Source organism: Aestuariibaculum suncheonense (assembly GCF_014596935.1).
GTDB lineage: Bacteria > Bacteroidota > Bacteroidia > Flavobacteriales > Flavobacteriaceae > Aestuariibaculum > Aestuariibaculum suncheonense.
Genome location: NZ_JACVXC010000002.1, coordinates 158,627 through 178,781, shown reverse-complemented (window position 1 = coordinate 178,781; position 20,155 = coordinate 158,627). Strand labels below are relative to the sequence as shown.

The following is a 20,155-nucleotide window of genomic DNA, read 5'->3' as shown; positions in this document are numbered from 1 at the left end:
GCAAGCCTACTATAGTTTATTCGGCAGCATAGAAGATAAAATAACCACAAGGGTATTGAAGTATAAACTATAAGATTTTCCTTTTGAAAACAAAGAATAAGTTATTTAAAAAATTAAACCCCATAAAAGAAATAAAGAGCTAGTATCATTTATAGCTTATTATTAAAAACAGATTATTTATGATTCATAAAAGTTTCAAAGTCATATTTTTTATTTACCCTGTAATACTGTTAGGTCAAACATTATCGTGGGAAGATCCATCTGTGAATCAAATAAACCGTTTGCCTACAAGAGCTACATTTTATAGCTATGAAAATGAAAGTTTAGCGATTGAAAATAATAGAGATCATTCTAAGTTTTATAAAAGTTTAAATGGCAACTGGCAGTTTTTTTGGTCAGCTACACCGGAAACCTCTATAATCGATTTTCAAGAACTTAATTTCGAAACTTCGGCTTGGGAAGAGATTGATGTGCCTTCAAATTGGGAGATGCGAGGGTATGGAAAAGCGATTTATACTAATACAACATATCCTTTTTATAACAATTATCCATACATAAATCATAATGATAATCCCGTTGGGCATTATGTAAAAACATTTGAAATAGATAAATCCTGGAATTCAAAAGATATCATTTTGCATTTTGGAGGTGTTTCTTCAGCATTTTATGTTTGGATTAACGGAAATTTAGTAGGGTATAGTGAAGACACAAGATTGCCATCTGAATTTGATATCACACCATTTATAAAAATAGGAAGTAATAAAATTGCAGTAAAGGTATACAGATGGAGTGATGGAAGCTATTTGGAAGATCAAGATACCTGGCGTTTAAGTGGAATCGAGCGAGAAGTATATCTTCAGGCGGTTCCCAAAGTACGAATTTCAGACTTTTCAATTAGAACACAGCTAGATGCCGATTATCAAGATGCTGTTTTACAGATCCGTCCAAATTTTACAGTTAATATTGAAGATAAGTTTAAGGAAAGGGTGGGGTATTTTAGTAATACACCACTAACAACTGTTGTAGATGATTGGAGTTTTACTGTTCGTTTATTGGATGCTCAGCATAATCCGGTTGTAAGTTCTAAAAGCATGCCATTAGGAACTTTTTTAGGTGAAAAACATCCGGCTAGAGATCAGGTGTATTTTGGAATAATGGAAATGGAGGTTGAAAATCCTAAAAAGTGGTCGGCGGATGAGCCCTATTTATACACTTTGATTTTATCCTTAAAAGATAATCAAGGAAATTTAATCGAAGCTACAAGTACCAAAATAGGGTTTAGAGATTTGAAAATTGATGAAGAAGGACGGTTTTTGGTTAACGGAAATCCGGTAAAACTAGTAGGGGTTAACCGTCATGATCATAATATGATTAATGGTAAGACAGTTAGCCGATCAGATATGGAACAGGATGTTCAGATTATTAAGAAATTTAATTTTAATGCCGTAAGAACTTCGCATTACCCAAACGATTCTTATTTCTATGATTTATGCGATAAGTATGGTCTTTACGTCATGGATGAAGCTAATTTGGAAACCCATGGTCTCGGCGGAAAATTATCTCATGATCCTGCATGGGCTAATGCATTTCTTGAGCGAGGTATCAGGATGGTACAGCGTGATAAAAATCATCCGAGTATTATTATTTGGTCGTTAGGAAATGAGTCAGGAATGGGACCAAATCATGCAGCCATGTCGGGATGGATTAAAGCTATAGATCCTACTCGTTTTGTTCATTACGAAGGTGCTCAAGGGGTGCCTTCAGACCCTAGATATAAAAAGAAATATTGGCCATCAGATAGAGGGAATCCAACCGATCCAAGTTGGGTAGATATGTTGAGTAGAATGTATCCGCAACCTCAAGAATTAGACGACTTAATATACGATACAAGATTTGATAAGCGCCCGGTATTGATGTGTGAATATGCACATGCTATGGGGAATTCATTAGGCAATTACCAAGAATATTGGAATGTAATCTATAACCATGATAGAGCTATGGGTGGTTTTATTTGGGATTTTATAGATCAGGGAATTTTACAAAAAACAAATGATGGCAACACGTATTTTGCCTATGGAGGGGATTTTGGAGATGTGCCTAATGATGGAAGTTTTTGTCTCAATGGAATTATTGCATCAGATAGAACACCTAAACCTGAAATTTATGAGGCAAAAAAAGTTAATCAACCTGTAGTTATTTCATCTGTTGATATTAGTAAAGGGGAGTTTAAAATCAAAAGCCGTCATCATGCAGTAAGCCTGTCAAGATATGATTTGATTTGGGAGTTAATAGAAGATGGTAACATAGTTCAATCAGGGAAACTACCTGTAATGAACATAAAACCAGGAGAAATGCAGACTATAAATGTCCCTTATAAACTAATTAAAAATAAAAAGGGAAGAGAGTACTTTATAAATATTAAAGGACTTTTACGTGAGGATAGTTTATGGGCGCAAAAGGGTTATGTTGTTTTTCAGGAGCAATTTCAATTAAACTTAGGTTTGGGAGAAACCTTACCATCAACCGAAAGTAAGTTATCCCTAAGCATTTCAGAAACAGATGCGAGTCTTATTATAAAAAATAAAACAGTCACAGTTGAAATAGATAAGGAAACAGGGTTAATAAGCACCTTTAATTCAGAAGACATTGATGTATTATCTAGTCCGCTACAATTGAACTTTTGGCGTGCTCAAACTGAAAATGATAAGGCTTATCGAGAATCATCAGGGAAAATGGATGAATTGGATTGGAGAAATGCAGGTAAAAGATTTAAACCTGAATCATTACGTATTGATGATACCGATAACACCAAAATTGTTGTGTATGTAACAGGAGAAATTGAACACCCCAAAACGAAAGTTGATTTAAGATACACCATTTTAGGAGATGGGTTTTTAAAAGTAGATTTTGAAGTAAATATAGATAAAGACAGCCCAGATGTGCCCAAAATAGGAATGCAGTTCGATATTTCTAATGTATTTGAAAATATAGAATATTACGGTAAAGGTCCACAAGCTAATTATCAAGACAGAAATACAGGAGCTTTTCTAGGTGTTTATAAAGGTCATGTAAATACAATGAGTTATGGTTATGTCTTGCCTCAGGAATATGGTAACCACATGGATACTCGATGGTTTACCCTAAAGAATAATAACGATAAAGGAGTGATGGTAAAAGGGGAGTTACCTTTAAATTTTAGTGTTTCACCTTATAGTCTAGAGAACCTAGATGAAGCAAAACATACTTATGAGCTTGAGAATAGAAATGTATTAACGGTAGATGTTGATTTAATTCAAATGGGAATAGGAGGAGATAATACTTGGTCTTTTAAGGCGGAACCACATACAGAATACAAGTTAAAGGGTAGTTCATATAAGTATTCCTTTTATCTAATGCCCATAAATAAAAAAAGTTTTGATAAACTCAATTACACCAAGTTTTAATAAAAATACTATAGATAAACGGATATAAATCTATCAAAAATAGTAATGCAAATTCCAGAAGGCATTGTTAGTGAAAATCGGAATTTAATTAGGAATGCTCCGGTTAGGGTAGATGAAAGTATTGATGAAAAGGAATTAAAAATAGTTGAAGATATTACGGCATGGATGTACACTAATAGTGAATGGATTTACGCAATAAGCCATGGTTTGTTTATGGGGGAAGGGCATAAAGTAGAAAAAGCAAACCCATTAAAGGAGCAATAGCTTAATGAAGGTAATGGCGATGCCTATACATCAGAAGACGTTCGATTTATTAAAAGAAGGAGATACGTTTTATGCTGTTATTATGTAATGCACCAAAGATGCAGATTAGATATTAATTAAATTATTAGCAACCAAAAGCCAATATAAGGAAAAACATTATAGACATGTAGAACTGTTAGAAGGTACAATAGATTCTTATCATTTTACGAAAAAAGGATTAAGAATATTATTACCAAAAGACAACAGTTTAATTGGGCTCTTAGTCATTAAAGTATATTAAAAAAAATAAAAGAATGAAAGGATTTAAATTACTACCTCTTGTATGCTTAACTCTCTTAAGTTTTGAATACGCAAGTGGGCAAAATTTTAAATATGTAGACCCACGAATAGGATCAGAGGGTTTAGGTAATGTATTTATAGGACCATCGTGTCCCTATGGTATGATAAAACCCGGACCTGATAATGATTTACATGCCAACAGTGGCTATACTGCCGATTTAGATGAACCTATTTACGGCTTTAGTCAAACTCATGTTAGTGGGACCGGAGGAGGTGCAAAATATGGTAATGTATCTGTCATGCCTTTTTCTGGGGAGTTTAATTCAATCAAGCAGGAATCTTTAAGAGATAATGAAAAAATCGCGATTGGATACTACGGAGCTCGTTTAAGCAAATATGATATTCAAACAGAAATAACAACTTCAGATAGGGCTGCTTTTTATCGGTTTAAATTTAATTCAGAATCTAAAAATGCTGTAAAAATAGATCTGGGCCGCTATTTAGATGAATCTAATTTGCCTGATGGGCGTGAAACCCAGCAATTTGTAGGTTCTCAGGTAGAAGTTGTCTCTAATACAGAGGTTAGAGGCTATACTAAAATTAGAGGAGGATGGAATAATGGAGGTGCGTATACGGTATATTTTTCAGCGGTTTTTGATAAGCCGTTTTCAAATTTTTCAACATGGAAAGATAGTGTCTTTTATCCCAATGAAGCTGTGCAAGTAGATGAAGGCGAGAAAACCGGAGCAATGCTGTTTTTCGATGATTTGAGTGGGAAGATTGTTAATATGAAAATAGGTATATCCTTTATAAGCAGTTTAAAAGCTAAACAAAATATTGATAAAGAAATTCCACACTGGGATTTTGAAAAGGAACTGGTCGAGACACAACTTAAATGGGAAGATTTGTTGAGCAGAGTGGAAGTAGATAGCGAGGCTACAACAGACCAAAAAACAATGTTGTATACTGGGTTGTACCATACCATGTTGATGCCAGTAGATAGAACGGGAGAAAATCCTCTATGGGAAAACAATGGACCGTATTATGACGATTTTTATGCGATTTGGGATACCTATCGCTCTTCTAGTCCTTTAATAACATTGCTTAATCCTTCTCGAGAAGTCGATATTGTAAATGCCATGTTACAAATTTATAAAAGAGATGGCTACTTGCCAGATGCACGTAGCGGAAATTCTAATGGACGAACCCAGGGCGGCTCTAATGCAGAAGTTGTTATAGCCGATGCCTTTGTGAAAGGGTTAAAAGGGATTAATTACAAACTAGGCTTAGAAGCCATGATGAAAGATGCCATGTATCCTCCTGGCGGAAATGAAGAAAAAGAAGGTAGAGGAGGTTTAGTCGATTATAATCGTTTAGGGTATGTTTCTACAGATTACGTTCGTTCTGGTAACCGTACAGTGGAGTATGCTTACAACGATTATTGTCTGGCAATTGTAGCTAAAGGAATTAAAAGAAAGGGCGAATACTGGCGTTTCATTAAACAATCAGATAATTGGCAAAACCTATGGAGAGATATTGAGGATAATGGCTCTAGGGGCTTTATTATGCCTAAAAATGCCAGAGGTAAATGGGTAGATAGCATTCAATGTGCCGCTACTAATGGAAAGATAAATTATGTGCCTTATACACCGTTAGCTCAGGATTGGCCTAATTGTGTATGCTGGTGGTGTGGAGTGTTTTATGAAGCAAGTTCATGGGAGTATTCTTTGTCCATTCCTCATGATGTTGCAATGCTAATTCAAAAATCAGGAGGTAATGAAGCTTTTGAAAAAAGATTAAATACGTTTTTTAGAGAAGGTTTTTATAATGTAGCCAACGAACCTTCTTTTTTAACCCCTAATCTTTACCATTGGTTAGGAAGACCAGATTTGAGCTCTGATAGAATCCATAAAATCATTGATGAAAATTACAATGCAGGAGCTGCAGGAATTCCTGGGAATGACGACTCTGGAGCCATGTCGTCGTGGTTGGCATTTCACATGATGGGACTTTATCCTAATGCAGGTCAATCGTACTATTTAATTAATACACCATATTTCAAAGAAACTATCATTCATCAAGAAAACGGAAAGGATTTTATCATTAAGGCCAAGAATTTATCGTCAAAGAATAAATATATAAAGTCCGCTTTATTAAATCAAAAGCCATTTAATACAGCGTTTATAGAGCACGAAGATATAATTAATGGGGGAGTGTTAGAGCTAATAATGTCTGACAAACCCTCTAATAAATGGGGGAAAACTATTGTGCCACCATCCAAATCAGATTATTAATCATGAAAAATTATTTAAAGCATATAGCAGCAGTGTTCACACTCTGCTTTATTATGATAAGTTGCCAGAAATCAGTAAATGGAATAAAGGAAAGTTCGCCAGAAGAACAATTAATTGCACGAATTGTCCCTAACCATGCAGAGAGTTTTCAAGTAGAACTAGATACACTTTTAAATGAAGATTGGTTTGAAATTATATCTAATGATGACAAAATTGTGTTAAGGGGAAATAATGGGGTATCAATTGCGTCAGCTCTATATTATTACTTAAAAGAATATACAAATTGTCAGATTACTTGGAATGGAACAAATCTTAATCTTCCTGAAATATTACCTAAGGTTGAAAAATTGATACATAAAAAGTCGCCTTATGAATACAGGTATTATTTGAATTACTGTACGTTTAATTATACCATGAGTTGGTGGGACTGGGAACGTTGGGAAAAAGAAATCGATTGGATGGCATTACATGGGATAAACATGCCATTAGCAATTACTGGAGAAGAATATGTTTGGGATGAGGTATATAAATCTTATGGTTTCACTGATGAGGATTTACATGACTTTTTTAGTGGTCCGGCATATTTCTCTTGGTTTTGGATGGGGAACTTAGATGGTTGGGGAGGACCGTTAACAAAGCATTGGAAGGAAAGTCATCGAGATTTACAATTAAAAATCTTAAAGCGAGAAAGGGAACTTGGAATGAAGACTGTTTTACCAGCATTCACAGGTCATGTACCTGCTTCATTCAAAAAGTTTTTTCCAAACGCAAAACTTAAGAAAACGAATTGGGGAAATGATTTTGATGATACATATATTTTAGATGCAGATGATCCTTTGTTTGCAGAAATAGGTAAAAAATTCCTAGAAACACAAGAACGTATTTATGGTACAGACCACTTGTATTCTGCCGATACGTTTAATGAAAATACACCACCATCTGATGACCCTGAATATTTGTCAAATTTAAGCAGTAAGGTTTATGAGGGGATGAAGTCTGCCGATTCAGAATCAGTTTGGGTCATGCAAGGATGGTTATTTTACAGTCATAGAGAATTTTGGAAAGCACCTCAAATAAAAGGTTTGTTAGACCCTGTTCCAGATGATAAGATGATTATTCTGGATTTAGCTTCTGAAATTGAACCTGTTTGGAAACGTACAGAAGCTTTTTACGGTAAACAGTGGATATGGAATATGCTTCATAGTTTTGGAGGCAATATCAGCATGTTTGGAAGGATGGAAACTGTGGCAAGTGAACCCGCTAAGGCTTTGAATTCTCCAGATTCGGGCAAGTTAAAGGGTATTGGGTTAACAATGGAATCCATAGAACAAAATCCGGTTTTATACGAGTTAATGACCGATAATACCTGGACTGATGTTCCAATAAATTTAAATGAATGGTTGCCTAAATATACTTTAGATCGTTATGGGCAAACTAATAAAGATTTAATTCAGGCGTGGAATATTTTGGTGGAGACTGCTTATAATGGAAAGGAAATAAGAGATGGAGCAGAATCGATTATCGTAGCTAGACCTACATTTGAAGGTTATAGACGATGGGCGCGAACGAAGTTAAATTACGCACCACAGGATTTGTTACCGGCTTGGGATTTGTTTGTAAAAGCTATCGATACGATTGAACATTCTGATGGTTTTGAATATGACTTGGTAGATCTTACCCGTCAGGTATTAGCAAACTATGCTTTACCATTACAACAACAAATAGCTTATGCATATCAAGCTAATAATAAAGAAGCTTTTAATACCTATAGTGCTCAATTTATAATATTAATTGAAGATTTAGATAGGGTATTAGCGACTCGTAAAGATTTTTTACTGGGACCATGGATTTCTGATGCTCGTCATTGGGGTGAGACAGATGAAGAAAAAGCATTATATGAGCAAAACGCAAGAAACTTAATAACACTTTGGGGGAATAAAGATAATAGGTTGCATGAATATAGTAACAGACAATGGAGTGGTTTGTTGAACGATTTTTATAAGCCAAGATGGGAACAGTTTTTTAGTTCCGTTAAAATGAATTGGGAAAGTTTTAATCAGACAGATTTTGATAACCAAATAAAACAATGGGAATGGGATTGGGTCATTTCACAGAAGTCATTTCCAATTCAAGCTTCAGGGGATGCTAGAACTATTGTTAAGGAATTATATGAAAAGTACAGGAAGCAAATAGTACCTCTTACAGAAATCATGAAACCAATCGAATATAATTATTAAAATGAAAAATATGACTTTAAATAATTCTAATAGATTCTTGTCTCTTGATGTTTTTAGAGGTTTAACAATCTGTTTGATGATTTTAGTTAATACACCAGGAACTGGAGCTAAACTTTATCCATATTTAGTGCATGCTGATTGGTTAGGATTTACATTAGCAGATTTGGTGTTTCCGTCTTTTTTATTTGCGATGGGAAACGCAATGAGTTTTTCAATGAACAAATTGAAAGACGCTCCAACATCCTTGTTTTGGCGAAAAGTTATTAAACGAACTGTTATAATTTTTTTGTTAGGCTACCTAATGTATTGGTTTCCATTTTTTAGTATGGATACCAATGGAGGTCTGGAATTAAAACCAATTTCAGAAACAAGAATATTAGGCGTTTTACAGCGTATAGCTATTTGTTATTTTATAACATCAGTTTTGTTCTACTATCTAAAAGAGAAAATCGTTTTTATAGTTGCTTTAATTGTATTAATGGCTTATTGGCAAATTCTATATTTGTTTGGGCAAACTGGAAGCGAATTAGAGATGGCTACTAATGCCATTACACGTTTGGATTTATTTATCCTAGGAGAGGGACATATTTACAAAAAAGATAGTATTCCATTTGATCCAGAAGGAATTTTAAGCACATTACCTTCTATAGTTAATGTTGTGGGAGGATATATAGCAGGTAAATTTATTCAGCAAAAAGGAAAATCGTTTCAAGGAATATCACAATTATTAATTATTGGATTTTTGTTATCAGCCTTAGGACTTTGGTGGGATTTAGTTTTTCCAATGAGTAAAAAATTATGGACAAGCTCTTTCGTGTTGTATACTGTAGGCATCGATATATCAATATTGGCTGTTTTAATTTATTTTATAGAAATGAAAAATATAAAAACAGGAACCGAATTTTTTAATGTGTTTGGTAAGAATCCTTTATTCATTTATTTGTTTTCAGAATTGTTTTATATCATTTTACGCATGATTCCAACAAGTTCAGGATTAGATGCTTTTGAGTGGGTTAGTGAAAGAGTCTTTCAAGAAGTATTTCCAGGAAGTTTTGGAGCGTTACTCACAGCAATTGCCTTTATGATGCTTTGTTGGTCATTAGGGTGGTATTTAGATAAAAAACGAATTTACATAAAAATTTAAGCTCAATAGGATTTTAAATGTCAACAAATTGTTTAATAAAATATGTTTCTAAGGAAACTATCATTAAAAAAGTAAGAATAATTACATGCATAAGGTAAGATATTTTATATTCCTCTTGTTATTGGGAATCTTAACGAATACTGATTTATATGCTCAAGCTGATTTCACGATAGTTTCAAAAGATAACCAAGTAGGCATATTTTATGATTCTAATGAACCAAAGGTTGTTGAGATAGCAGCAAAATTAGTAGTAAATGATATAAAGAATATTTCAGGAAAGGAAATCGCTATTAATGATGGCGTTCATAAACATGCCATTATTGCAGGGACAATTAATAACAGTAATTTAATAAATCGATTGGTTGTTAGTAATAAAATTTTCATTGATGATATTCGTGGAAAATGGGAAACTTATAAAATAGTACTGGTAGATAATCCTATAAAAGGGATTGAAAGAGCTATTGTTATAGTAGGTTCTGACAGAAGAGCTACAGCTTATGGATTGTTGGAGATTTCCAGAATGATGGGAGTTTCGCCGTGGGAATGGTGGGCAGATGTTACTCCACACATTCAAAGTACTATTTCCATTTCATTTGAACCAAAAACGTACGGAACACCGTCTGTCAAGTATAGAGGCATTTTTATAAATGACGAAGATTGGGGACTGCAACGTTGGGCAGCTTTAAATTATGAAACTGAAACTGGAGATATTGGTCCAAAAACTTATGCTAAGATATTTGAGTTAATGCTGAGGTTACGGGCAAATACCATTTGGCCTGCTATGCATAAATCTACGAAAGCTTTTTATCATTATCCAAAAAGTAAAGAAGTAGCAGATGATTATGCTATTGTAATTGGTAGTTCTCATGCAGAGCCCATGCTGAGTAATATTAACGCAGAGTGGGATCACCAAACTATGGGAGAGTACCGGTATGATACCAATTCAAAATCTATTAAAACATTCTTTGAAAAGCGAGTAAAAGAGACAGCAAAATATGATGGAATTTATACTGTAGGAATGCGAGGAGAGCACGATTCACCAATGATAGTAGGTGAAAATGATACAGAGTCTCAAGTGTTACTATTGGAAAATGTTATTACAGACCAAAGAGAAATTTTAAAAAAGTATTCGAAAAAAGGAGAAAATAAACCACGGGTGTTTGTTCCTTATAAAGAGGTACTGCATTACTATCAAAGTGGACTTAACTTGCCAAATGATATTACACTCATGTGGACCGATGATAATTATGGATATATTAGACAGTTAAGTAGCCCAAACGAGCAAAAACGAGAAGGCGGGGCGGGAGTTTATTATCATACGTCCTACTGGGGCAGGCCTCATGACTATTTGTGGTTAAACTCCACAAATCCGGTTTTAATGTGGGAGGAAATGTCTAAAGCCTATGAATGTCAATCTCGAGACATCTGGATTTTAAATTGTGGAGATATAAAACCTCATGAATACAACATAGAACTATTTTTAGATATGGCTTGGGATATCAGTTCATTTAAAAATAGTCAATCGGTTCTTGACCATAGAAAACAATGGTTGGCAAAGGCTTTTGGGAAAACCAATTCAGATAAAATTTCAAGTGTATTACAGAAATATGATGAACTATCCTTTAAAAGAAGACCTGAGTTTATGGCTTGGAGTGAGGTAGAGCCTGTAACGAAATCAAAAGAAACAGAGTTAACTCAATTTCATTATGGGGATGAGGTTATGACGAGAATTGAAGATTATCAGCAGTTAATAAATGCGGTAGATAGTATTCAAAAGGATATGCTTCCAAATAGGTTTGAAGCCTTCTTTCAATTAGTTTATTATCCAGTAATAGCTACAGCAAATATGAACCATAAGTGGTTGTATACGTTTAAAAATAAATTTGTAGCAAAACAAGGTAGAAGCAGTTCATTGTTTTATAAAGAGAAAGTATTATCAGCATATAACAGAATTTCTCAGGAAACCTCTCGTTATAACAGTCTGAAAAACGGAAAATGGAATCATATTATGAATATGGCACCAAGAAATTTGCCGGTATTTGAAAAGCCTTCAGTTTCTACTTTTTTTTCAGAGAATGATCCTTCTTTAGGATTAGCTTTGGAAGGATATGAAATGGAAATGAATGATAAAATAATAAATTCCTATGCCAATGTTTTACCAATTTTTAACGCATATACAAAAAATAGCTATTACATAGATTTATTTTTAAAAGGACAAGGGAGTATAAAATGGGAAGCGAAGCCTAAAGCAAGCTGGATAAAAGTTTCAAATACGTCAGGAGAACTAAATGAAAATAAGCCAGAAGTGCGGTTAATCGTTACAATTGACTGGGATAAAGTACCAAGAGGAGATAATAAGAAAGAGGCACCTTTAGGACATGATTATCAATTAATCCCTCCAAGTTTTAAAGTAAATTCAGCAATTGATTTTGTGTCTAATGATAACATCAATACAGTTGGAGTTTCCGTTTTTAATCCACAATTGAAAGAATTAAATGATTATTCAGAATTTATTGAAGACAAGGGTTTTGTATCAATTAATGCTGAAAATTATAGCAGAAAGCAGAATGGAAAGGAAGCTTCTTGGCAAACTTATAAAGGCTTAGGGTATTCTGGTCATGTTACTTTAGCCTTACCGCGAAGTGCTATATCTCAAACCGAAACTCAAGATATATTAAGTAAGAGTCCTGTTTTAGAATACGATTTTTATACCTTTAATTTCGGCGAAGCAGATATAAATGTTCAGGCTATTCCTACACATGCATTACATCAAGGAAACGGAGTGAGATGTGCTGTTGCTGTTGATGATAATAAACCTGTTATTGTAGATTTTCAAACCCAAGGAAGAAGTGAGACTTGGAAAAGAAATGTATTAAAAAATGCAGCTTGCCAATCTGTAAAACAAATAGTTAATAAGGCTGGAAAGCATACTTTAAGAATATGGATGGTAGATCCGGGAGTTATGATAGATAAGATTTTAATAGATTTAGGTGGTTGGAAAAAATCTTATGAATTTCCTAAGGAAACAAAGCGTAAATAATTTAGTTTTGATTATCAAATGAAGAGATTAGTATTAGTTATTCTGTGTATTTTATTCTGTGCTTGTAAAGAGGTAAATAAAGAAGAGAGACAAAAAGAATCGATACAAATTGCTTTTTTATCAGATGTGCATTTGTTGGATATTTATCCGGAATTTTCAGATACTAATTATAAAGGAATTTTAAATCCTTCTACAGGAAAATACACGCTAGCAAGAACCATGGAATCACAATTAAATTCCACGCGCCTGTTTAATGAAAATTATTTTGCTTTTAAAGCAGCTTTAAACGATGTTGTTAAACGAGGTATAAAGTATGTGGTTTTACCCGGTGATTTTAGTGACGATGGGCAGATGGTAAATGTTAGAGGTATGAAGAATATTTTGAACGAATATTCTAATAAATACGAAATTAATTTTGTTTTAACCACAGGCAACCATGATCCTGTAAAACCATTTTATCAAGATGCAGGTAAGCCAGATTTTATAGGGCAAGGAGGAAAACCTCAGGCAATTTTCAGTAAAAAAGATTTGTTTAATAGTGAAGCTGAAAATCCCTTGCCAGTAATTGTAACCAAAGATATAGCAAAGCTGGGATACCGGGAGATTTTAAAAGAATTGGGAAGTTTTGGCTTTCAAGTGCAACCAGAGACAATGTATTGGGAAACACCATTTACTAATTATACTTATGCGGATTATAATTACAAAGAAGCGCGTTTGTATTCTGATATTAAATTTAGAACATATAAATCTCAAACAAATGGAGCCGAAATTCCAGATTTAAGTTACTTGATCGAGCATAAAGATAATTTGTGGTTTTTAGCTATTGATGCCAATGTTTATGTTCCCACAAGTAAAGGCATGTCAAGCAATCCTGAAGATTTTAAAGGTGCTAGTATTGGATATAATAACCTTCTGTCTCATAAATCATATTTAATAGATTGGATAAAGACCGTTACAGAAAGAGCTCAGGTTCTTGGTAAACATCTTGTTGTTTTTAGTCATTACCCAACAGTCGATTTTAATGATGATGCTTCATTAGAAATGAGACAACTATTTGGTAAAGAAAAAATGCAATTGCATAGAGTTCCAGAAGAACAAGTAGCTAAAGCATTCGTACAAGCTGGTATTAAAGTGCATTTTGGGGGACATATGCATATTAACGACACAGGAGTAAGAAAATATAATGATCACAAAAGTTTGGTGAATATTCAAGTGCCCTCACTAGCAGCATATATTCCAGCTTATAAGTTACTAACAATAAAGGATAACTATACCTGGGAAGTAGAAACAATTAGGTTAGATTCAGTTCCAGATTTCAAAACATTATTTCCTTTGTATGAGCAGGAATACGAGTTTATAAAAAAGCATGATAGTAAAAATATTTGGAACAAAGATATTTTAAGTGTAGCTACTTATAAAGATTTTACAGAATGGCATTTACACGAATTAGTGCGATTAAGATTTATAAATAACGATTGGCCTGAAAATTTTAAAGATCAACTAATAAAAGCTTCGGGAAGCAAATTAATTGATTTAGCGAAGCGGGAAGGAGGAGATTTTGAAAAATTCACAAAGAATTTAAATTTAAAAGAAATACCTATAAGTGTTTTTGAGGAATGGACAGGTCTTGATATGATTCATGATTTTTATAAACTGAAGAATGCCGATAAATTAGCCATTTCAGATGTTGGTGAATACAGATTAAAACAATATCTTATTTTATCTGCTTTTTTTAAAAGCACATCAAATGAACAGTTAAAATTATGGGGAACGATATTTATCAAGATATGCAGCGGTTATCCTGCCAATCATTTTGAAATAGATATCAAATCAGGAGAAATAAAAGCCGTAAATCCTTTATATTGGTAAACTTTATCGTTTTATTTACAGATAAAATTTAAATTAATATGAATTATAAGGTTTTTCTTGTTTTTTTATTTGCTGCCTTGGTCTCATCTGCCCAGCGAATCAAGTTTGAGCATTATAATGATAAAGATGGGTTGACACATAACTCTGTGAGACATATAGTTCAGGATGGGCAGGGTTTTTTATGGTTAGGAACTTTTTCTGGATTGAATAGGTTTGATGGTTACCAGTTTAAATCTTTTTTGAGCTCATCAAATGTTGCAAGTGGTATTCATAATGATGATATAACTGATTTGTATTTTGATAAAACAACTAATAATTTATGGATAGGAACCAGAAAAGGATTAACTTTTTTAAATACAAAAACCCAGGAGTTTAGAACCTATTTAAAAGATAGTCTTGATTCAAATAGTCTACCAGATGAAGAAATTAGAGCAGTTCATGTAGACCAATTTCAAAGGGTTTGGGTTGGAACAAAAACATCAGGACTTTATATTTTGCATCCGGAGGAGAAAAGGTTTAAAAAAGTGGACTTAATTGGATTTGAGTATATTAAAGAAATTTACCAGGATAAAAAAGGTAACCTATGGATAGGGAGTTTTAGTACGGCAGGAGTAGCAAAAATATCTTTAGATAATGCCGGAGAATTTTCAAAGATTAAATATTATACCTTACCTATACCAGATTCTAATAAAGTAAATCCTTATTTGAATTTTATTTTTGAAGATTTAAAATCAGACATTTTTGTGGGAACTAGGGAAGGATTATATAAATTAGATAAAGTATCCAATAGTTTCCAAAATCTTTATATCGAGGATAAACTTATAAGAGAAAAGATTGGTCCCCATTTTCAATCTATTGCATTAGATTCGTATGGTAAGTATTGGGTAGGAACTTTAGGCGGACTAATAGTTTGTAATCAATTAGAAGATATTCCAAATGGGAATTATGATTTGCATTATTCAATTTTGTCTGATGATACTTCATTGGTCGATAATTTAATATACGCTTTATATTTTGATACTTCAGGAGTATTATGGATAGGTACAGAGGATGGTCTAGATAAGTATGACCCCTTTGAAAATCAATTTAATTTTAATAAAGATATTTCTAATTATATTGGAAATCAAGCGCCAAGAATAAGGGGTTTTTCAAAAACCCATGATGGAAAGATAATTATAGCTACCTGGCATAATGGTCTTTATATAACCCAAGGGAATAGAATAAAACCTCTTTTTGATAGTAAAAATAATATTTCTAGTATTTACAGTGTAGATGGTAGGAATTTTTATTGTGGACTATGGGACGGAAGAGTTTTAGTCTATAACTATGAAAAAAAGCTGTCAAAAATAATAGATGTTGGTTTTATTAATGCGCCCATTTTCTCATTTGTAAGTTATGATAACGATACTTTAATTGTTTGTTCTTTTGGAGAAGGCGCTATAGTTTTAGATTTAAAAACGCTAAAACCTAAAGATTCGTATGGGAAAATACTTCCTGATTTTGATATAAATAAAGTTAAAAAAAGTGGTAACGATTTATGGTTTGCAACAGAAACTGGTCTGGTAAAGTATAGTCTAAAAGCAAAAACAACAAAAACTTATGCTTATCATATAAATGATAAATATGGATTGCCACATGACAATGTGAGTGATGTGCTTATAGACAAAGAAAGGAATATTTGGGCGGCAACACGAAAAGGATTATCTAAGTACGATTCAATTAATGACAATTTTAAGCTAGTAACAGAACATAATGAGCTAAGGGGTAAATGGATAACAGATTTAACCGCAGACGATGAAGGTATATTATGGTTAAATATGAATAATAATAAAATTGGTAAATATGATTTTAAGCGTCATCTTTTCAATATCTATCAGATAAATAGTGGTAATAGACTTGATGTTTTTAGTTCTAGTGGCTTTTTTAATTTGAATAATGAAACTATTTATGTAGCAGGTAAAGAAGGGGTAATTGATTTTTCAATTAAGAATATTAAAGAGAATAATTATTCCCCTAGTCCTATAATCACAGAATTTAAAATTGAGAATAAAGAAATAGTTCCAGGCACAATTATTAATAACCAAATACCATTTAAAGAAGATTTTAATTTTAGTAAAAGTGTAACATTAGATTACAAAAATAGAAGTTTTTCTATTCAGTTTACCGCTCCCTCATTTACTAATGAAAGGCAAAATAAATTTCAATATAAATTAGAAGGTTTCGATAAAGATTGGATAACAACCTCTAGTGAATCCAGAACTGTTCAGTATACAAATTTATATTCTAAAGATTATGTGTTCAAAATAAAAGCGTCGAATAATGATGGGGTGTGGAGTGATGTAAGTAGTTATAAAATTACAGTGCTGCCCACGTTCTGGTTAACATACAAAGGAATCACACTTATTTTGTTTTTAATTTCAATACCAGTTTATTTCTCCAGAAAACAAATTAAATTAAGATTAAAACTGAAACAGGAGTTGTTGTTAGAAAAAGTTAAACGGGAGAGAGATGAAAGACTAAACAATGAAAAGTTGCGATTTTTTACGAACATTTCTCATGAACTGCGAACGCCTTTAACATTAATTCTAGGGCCCGTAAAACAATTGTTAGAACAAGAAAATTCGACTTCTTATGAAAGGAGTAGGTTAGACTTAATTTATCAAAATGCAAATAGATTACTAAGACTTGTAAATCAAATTTTAGATTTTAGACGAGCAGAAACCGGTACTTTAAAATTAAAAGTTTCGGAAATAGATATTGTTATAATTACCAAAAACATATTTAATTCCTTCATCGAATTATCTCAAACTAAAAATATTAACTTCAACTTAACTGTAGAAAATGAATCTTTGCTATGTTGGATAGATGTAGATAAGTATAACAAAATCTTATATAATCTACTATCAAACGCTATGAAATTTACTAATTCTTACGGAAATGTAGATTTGTTTATAGGATTAACTGGTAGTCATGGAGAACTTTTAAAAGTTGAAGTGTCTGATGACGGAATTGGAATTCCTGAAGAGAGTCAAGATAAGATATTTTCAAGATTTTATCAGGCTCAAAATAGTAAATCAAGTACAACGGGTACAGGGATTGGGTTATCTTTAGTTAAGTCTTTAGTTGAAATTCACAAAGGAGAAATTAATGTTAAAAGTTCTCCTGATGAAGGAAGTGTTTTTACTGTAGAATTACCAATTAGAAAAGAAGATTATTCTGATGAAGAGCTAACTGAATTTACACCTGACGATATTAAGGAAGAATTATCTTCTTTCAACCTTAAAGGATCTTCGTTTAAGAATGTAGATGTTAAAAAGATAAAAACAAATACAGACGTTAAACATAAAATTTTAGTTTTAGATGATAATTCAGAATTAAGAAATTATGTAGTAGAATACCTTTCTAATTACTACAAAGTGTTTCAGGCAGAGAATGGAAAGGAGGGATTAGAAATATGTAAAAAAGAAAAACCAGTTCTTTGTGTAGCAGATGTCATGATGCCCGTGATGGATGGTTTCCAGTTTGTGGAAGAACTAAAATCAGATGAGAATTTAAGCCATATAGCAGTGGTGCTATTAACAGCTTTAGCCGAAAGCGAAAATAGAATTAAAGGCTACACTATAGGAGTTGATGGCTATCTAGTTAAACCATTTGATCCTGCTTTATTAAAATCGAGAATAGATAATATAATAAAAATACATTTTGATTTAAAGCAAAAATTTTCTGGTGAAGCAGAAAGTGATGTTTTAACTCTTGCTCACTCACAAATTGATGTAGAGTTAATTTCAAACATTAAAAAAATTATTGAAGACCATATTAGCAACCCGAGTTTAACCCCTGGCTTTTTAAGTGAGGAACTGGCAATGAGCTCGTCAAAATTATATAGGAAAATTACACAGCTTACAGATTTGTCTCCGAATGAATTTATAAGGACGATTCGTTTAAAAAGGGCTTCACAATTATTAAAAACCAAAAATTATAATGTTTCCGAGGTGGCCAATATGGTAGGATTTAATGATCCTCTGTATTTTAGTAGATGCTTTAAAAAACAATTTGGTCATTCGCCTAGTACTTTATTGAAATAGAAATATTCCTTAACTAGTGTATTTAGTCTTGGTTTTATGATATTGTCCATAATCTTGATTAGTATGTTATGGTGGTTTTTAAAATTAAGGCTAATATTTGACTCTTAAATATTACACATCTAAAGATTATAAATTATGTTTAAAAATCAAATTCTTTTAGTTTCAAGTTTAGTTAGCTTGTTTATCGTAAGCTGTAAAAATAATCACCAAGCATATATGCAAAATCCGGTTGTTAAAGGAGACTTTGCCGATCCATCCATTGTTAAATACGAAGGTAAATATTACATGTATGCAACTCGAGATCCCTGGGGAGGAGAGTACCTTGCGGTAATGGAGTCAAAAGATTTTAAGAACTGGGAACAAAAGGAAATTAATTGGCCAACTAAAACATTGTGTACAAGTTCAACTTCTAATGATAGTAGAGTTTGGGCACCATCTGTAATTCAGGGAAAAAATGGAATGTTTTATATGTATGTATCGGTTGGGAGTGAAGTTTGGGTTGGAATTAGTCAGCACCCTCTTGGCCCATGGAAAAATGGTAAGTTAGATAATACACCTCTAATAAGAGGTAATATGATTAAAGATTATCATATGATTGATGCCGAGGCATTTATTGATGATGATGGACAAGCCTATTTGTATTGGGGCTCAGGTTTAAATTGGGTAAATGGCCACTGCTTTGTAGTGAAACTAAATGAGGATATGGTTAGTTTCAATGAAGAGAAAATAAAAGATGTTACACCTCCAAACTATTTTGAAGCACCGTTTATGTTAAAGTACAATAATAAATATTATTTGATGTATTCAGATGGGAAATGTACAACAGAAACTTATAAAGTAAGATATGCTATAGGAGACAATCCGTATGGTCCTTGGAAAGAAGGAGGTAATAGTCCCATATTAACTACATCTGTAGACAAAAGTACGTTGGGCCCCGGTCATCATACTATTATAAAGGAGGGAGCTCAGCATTATATTGTTTATCATAGAATAACAGACAATAGTAAGGAACTTTACCGTGAAATAGCTGTAGATAGCCTGAATTTTAATATTGAAGGTAATATAGAAAAAGTAAGAACCAACTCAGGAGTATTCTTTTAGAATCTAGGTAAGATAAAAGCGTTTAGTTATTATACTAACGGATTAATAGTAATAATTTAACCAATAGGGAGGACATAATTTTATTTGAAATTACAAAAAAATATTTAAACAGAAAACGTGATAACTGTCTGGAATACAGGTGTGTGTGATTCATTCGGTGTCAGTAAAATTGAAGAAAAAGTGACACCGAATTAGCCCCGTTTTATTTAGTTTTAAATGAATTCATTTGGAAATAAATAAAATTAAAAAAGCCCGAAACCATAATGTTTTCGGGCTTTTTGGTAGAATTTTATATCTTCCTAGCGGAGAAAGAGGGATTCGAACCCCCGGAGGTGTGACCCTCAACAGTTTTCAAGACTGCCGCATTCGACCACTCTGCCATTTCTCCTTGAGTGTCTC

General features: G+C 32.9%; 9 protein-coding genes and 1 tRNA gene. 9 read left to right on the top strand and 1 reads right to left on the bottom strand.

What is annotated here, in order from left to right; translation table 11 throughout:
• Positions 1–179 precede the first annotated feature (179 nt).
• From ICJ84_RS06520 to ICJ84_RS06480, 9 genes are all read left to right on the top strand, one after another.
• Positions 180–3,443, top strand: a complete 3,264-nt coding sequence (locus tag ICJ84_RS06520; protein ID WP_188215574.1) for a glycoside hydrolase family 2 TIM barrel-domain containing protein — start codon at positions 180–182, stop codon at positions 3,441–3,443.
• Positions 3,444–3,488: 45 nt separating this feature from the next.
• Positions 3,489–3,707 carry a hypothetical protein gene (locus ICJ84_RS06515; protein ID WP_188215573.1) on the top strand — a complete coding sequence of 73 codons (219 nt, stop codon included), beginning with the start codon at positions 3,489–3,491 and terminating at the stop codon, positions 3,705–3,707.
• 293 nt (positions 3,708–4,000) lie between these two features.
• A complete protein-coding gene (locus ICJ84_RS06510) occupies positions 4,001–6,280 on the top strand; it encodes a GH92 family glycosyl hydrolase (protein ID WP_188215572.1) in 2,280 nt (759 codons plus the stop codon).
• Positions 6,281–6,282: 2 nt separating this feature from the next.
• A complete protein-coding gene (locus ICJ84_RS06505; RefSeq protein WP_188215571.1) occupies positions 6,283–8,517 on the top strand; it encodes an alpha-N-acetylglucosaminidase in 2,235 nt (744 codons plus the stop codon).
• A gap of 76 nt (positions 8,518–8,593) precedes the next feature.
• Positions 8,594–9,661 (top strand): acyltransferase family protein, encoded by a 1,068-nt coding sequence (locus ICJ84_RS06500; RefSeq protein WP_241748712.1) that lies wholly within the window; start codon positions 8,594–8,596, stop codon positions 9,659–9,661.
• A gap of 85 nt (positions 9,662–9,746) precedes the next feature.
• Positions 9,747–12,701 (top strand): glycosyl hydrolase 115 family protein, encoded by a 2,955-nt coding sequence (locus tag ICJ84_RS06495; RefSeq protein WP_188215569.1) that lies wholly within the window; start codon positions 9,747–9,749, stop codon positions 12,699–12,701.
• An 18-nt stretch (positions 12,702–12,719) separates the two neighbouring features.
• Complete coding sequence (locus ICJ84_RS06490; RefSeq protein ID WP_188215568.1) at positions 12,720–14,570, top strand: metallophosphoesterase; 1,851 nt, start codon at positions 12,720–12,722, stop codon at positions 14,568–14,570.
• Positions 14,571–14,608: 38 nt separating this feature from the next.
• On the top strand, positions 14,609–18,655 hold the full coding sequence (locus tag ICJ84_RS06485; RefSeq protein WP_188215567.1) for a hybrid sensor histidine kinase/response regulator: 4,047 nt from the start codon (positions 14,609–14,611) through the stop codon (positions 18,653–18,655).
• 135 nt (positions 18,656–18,790) lie between these two features.
• On the top strand, positions 18,791–19,756 hold the full coding sequence (locus ICJ84_RS06480; RefSeq protein ID WP_206688681.1) for a family 43 glycosylhydrolase: 966 nt from the start codon (positions 18,791–18,793) through the stop codon (positions 19,754–19,756).
• Positions 19,757–20,059: 303 nt separating this feature from the next.
• Here ICJ84_RS06480 and ICJ84_RS06475 read toward each other — a convergent pair.
• Positions 20,060–20,144 (bottom strand) — tRNA-Ser (locus ICJ84_RS06475).
• Positions 20,145–20,155: the final 11 nt, after the last annotated feature.

Bases quoted from the DNA above. Each gene is read 5' to 3' on its own strand.
- ICJ84_RS06480 (WP_206688681.1), top strand. From the start codon at position 18,791: ATGTTTAAAAATCAAATTCTTTTAGTTTCAAGTTTAGTTAGCTTGTTT.
- ICJ84_RS06500 (WP_241748712.1), top strand. From the start codon at position 8,594: ATGATTTTAGTTAATACACCAGGAACTGGAGCTAAACTTTATCCATAT.
- ICJ84_RS06515 (WP_188215573.1), top strand. From the start codon at position 3,489: ATGCAAATTCCAGAAGGCATTGTTAGTGAAAATCGGAATTTAATTAGG.
- ICJ84_RS06485 (WP_188215567.1), top strand. From the start codon at position 14,609: ATGAATTATAAGGTTTTTCTTGTTTTTTTATTTGCTGCCTTGGTCTCA.
- ICJ84_RS06510 (WP_188215572.1), top strand. From the start codon at position 4,001: ATGAAAGGATTTAAATTACTACCTCTTGTATGCTTAACTCTCTTAAGT.
- ICJ84_RS06520 (WP_188215574.1), top strand. From the start codon at position 180: ATGATTCATAAAAGTTTCAAAGTCATATTTTTTATTTACCCTGTAATA.
- ICJ84_RS06495 (WP_188215569.1), top strand. From the start codon at position 9,747: ATGCATAAGGTAAGATATTTTATATTCCTCTTGTTATTGGGAATCTTA.
- ICJ84_RS06490 (WP_188215568.1), top strand. From the start codon at position 12,720: ATGAAGAGATTAGTATTAGTTATTCTGTGTATTTTATTCTGTGCTTGT.
- ICJ84_RS06505 (WP_188215571.1), top strand. From the start codon at position 6,283: ATGAAAAATTATTTAAAGCATATAGCAGCAGTGTTCACACTCTGCTTT.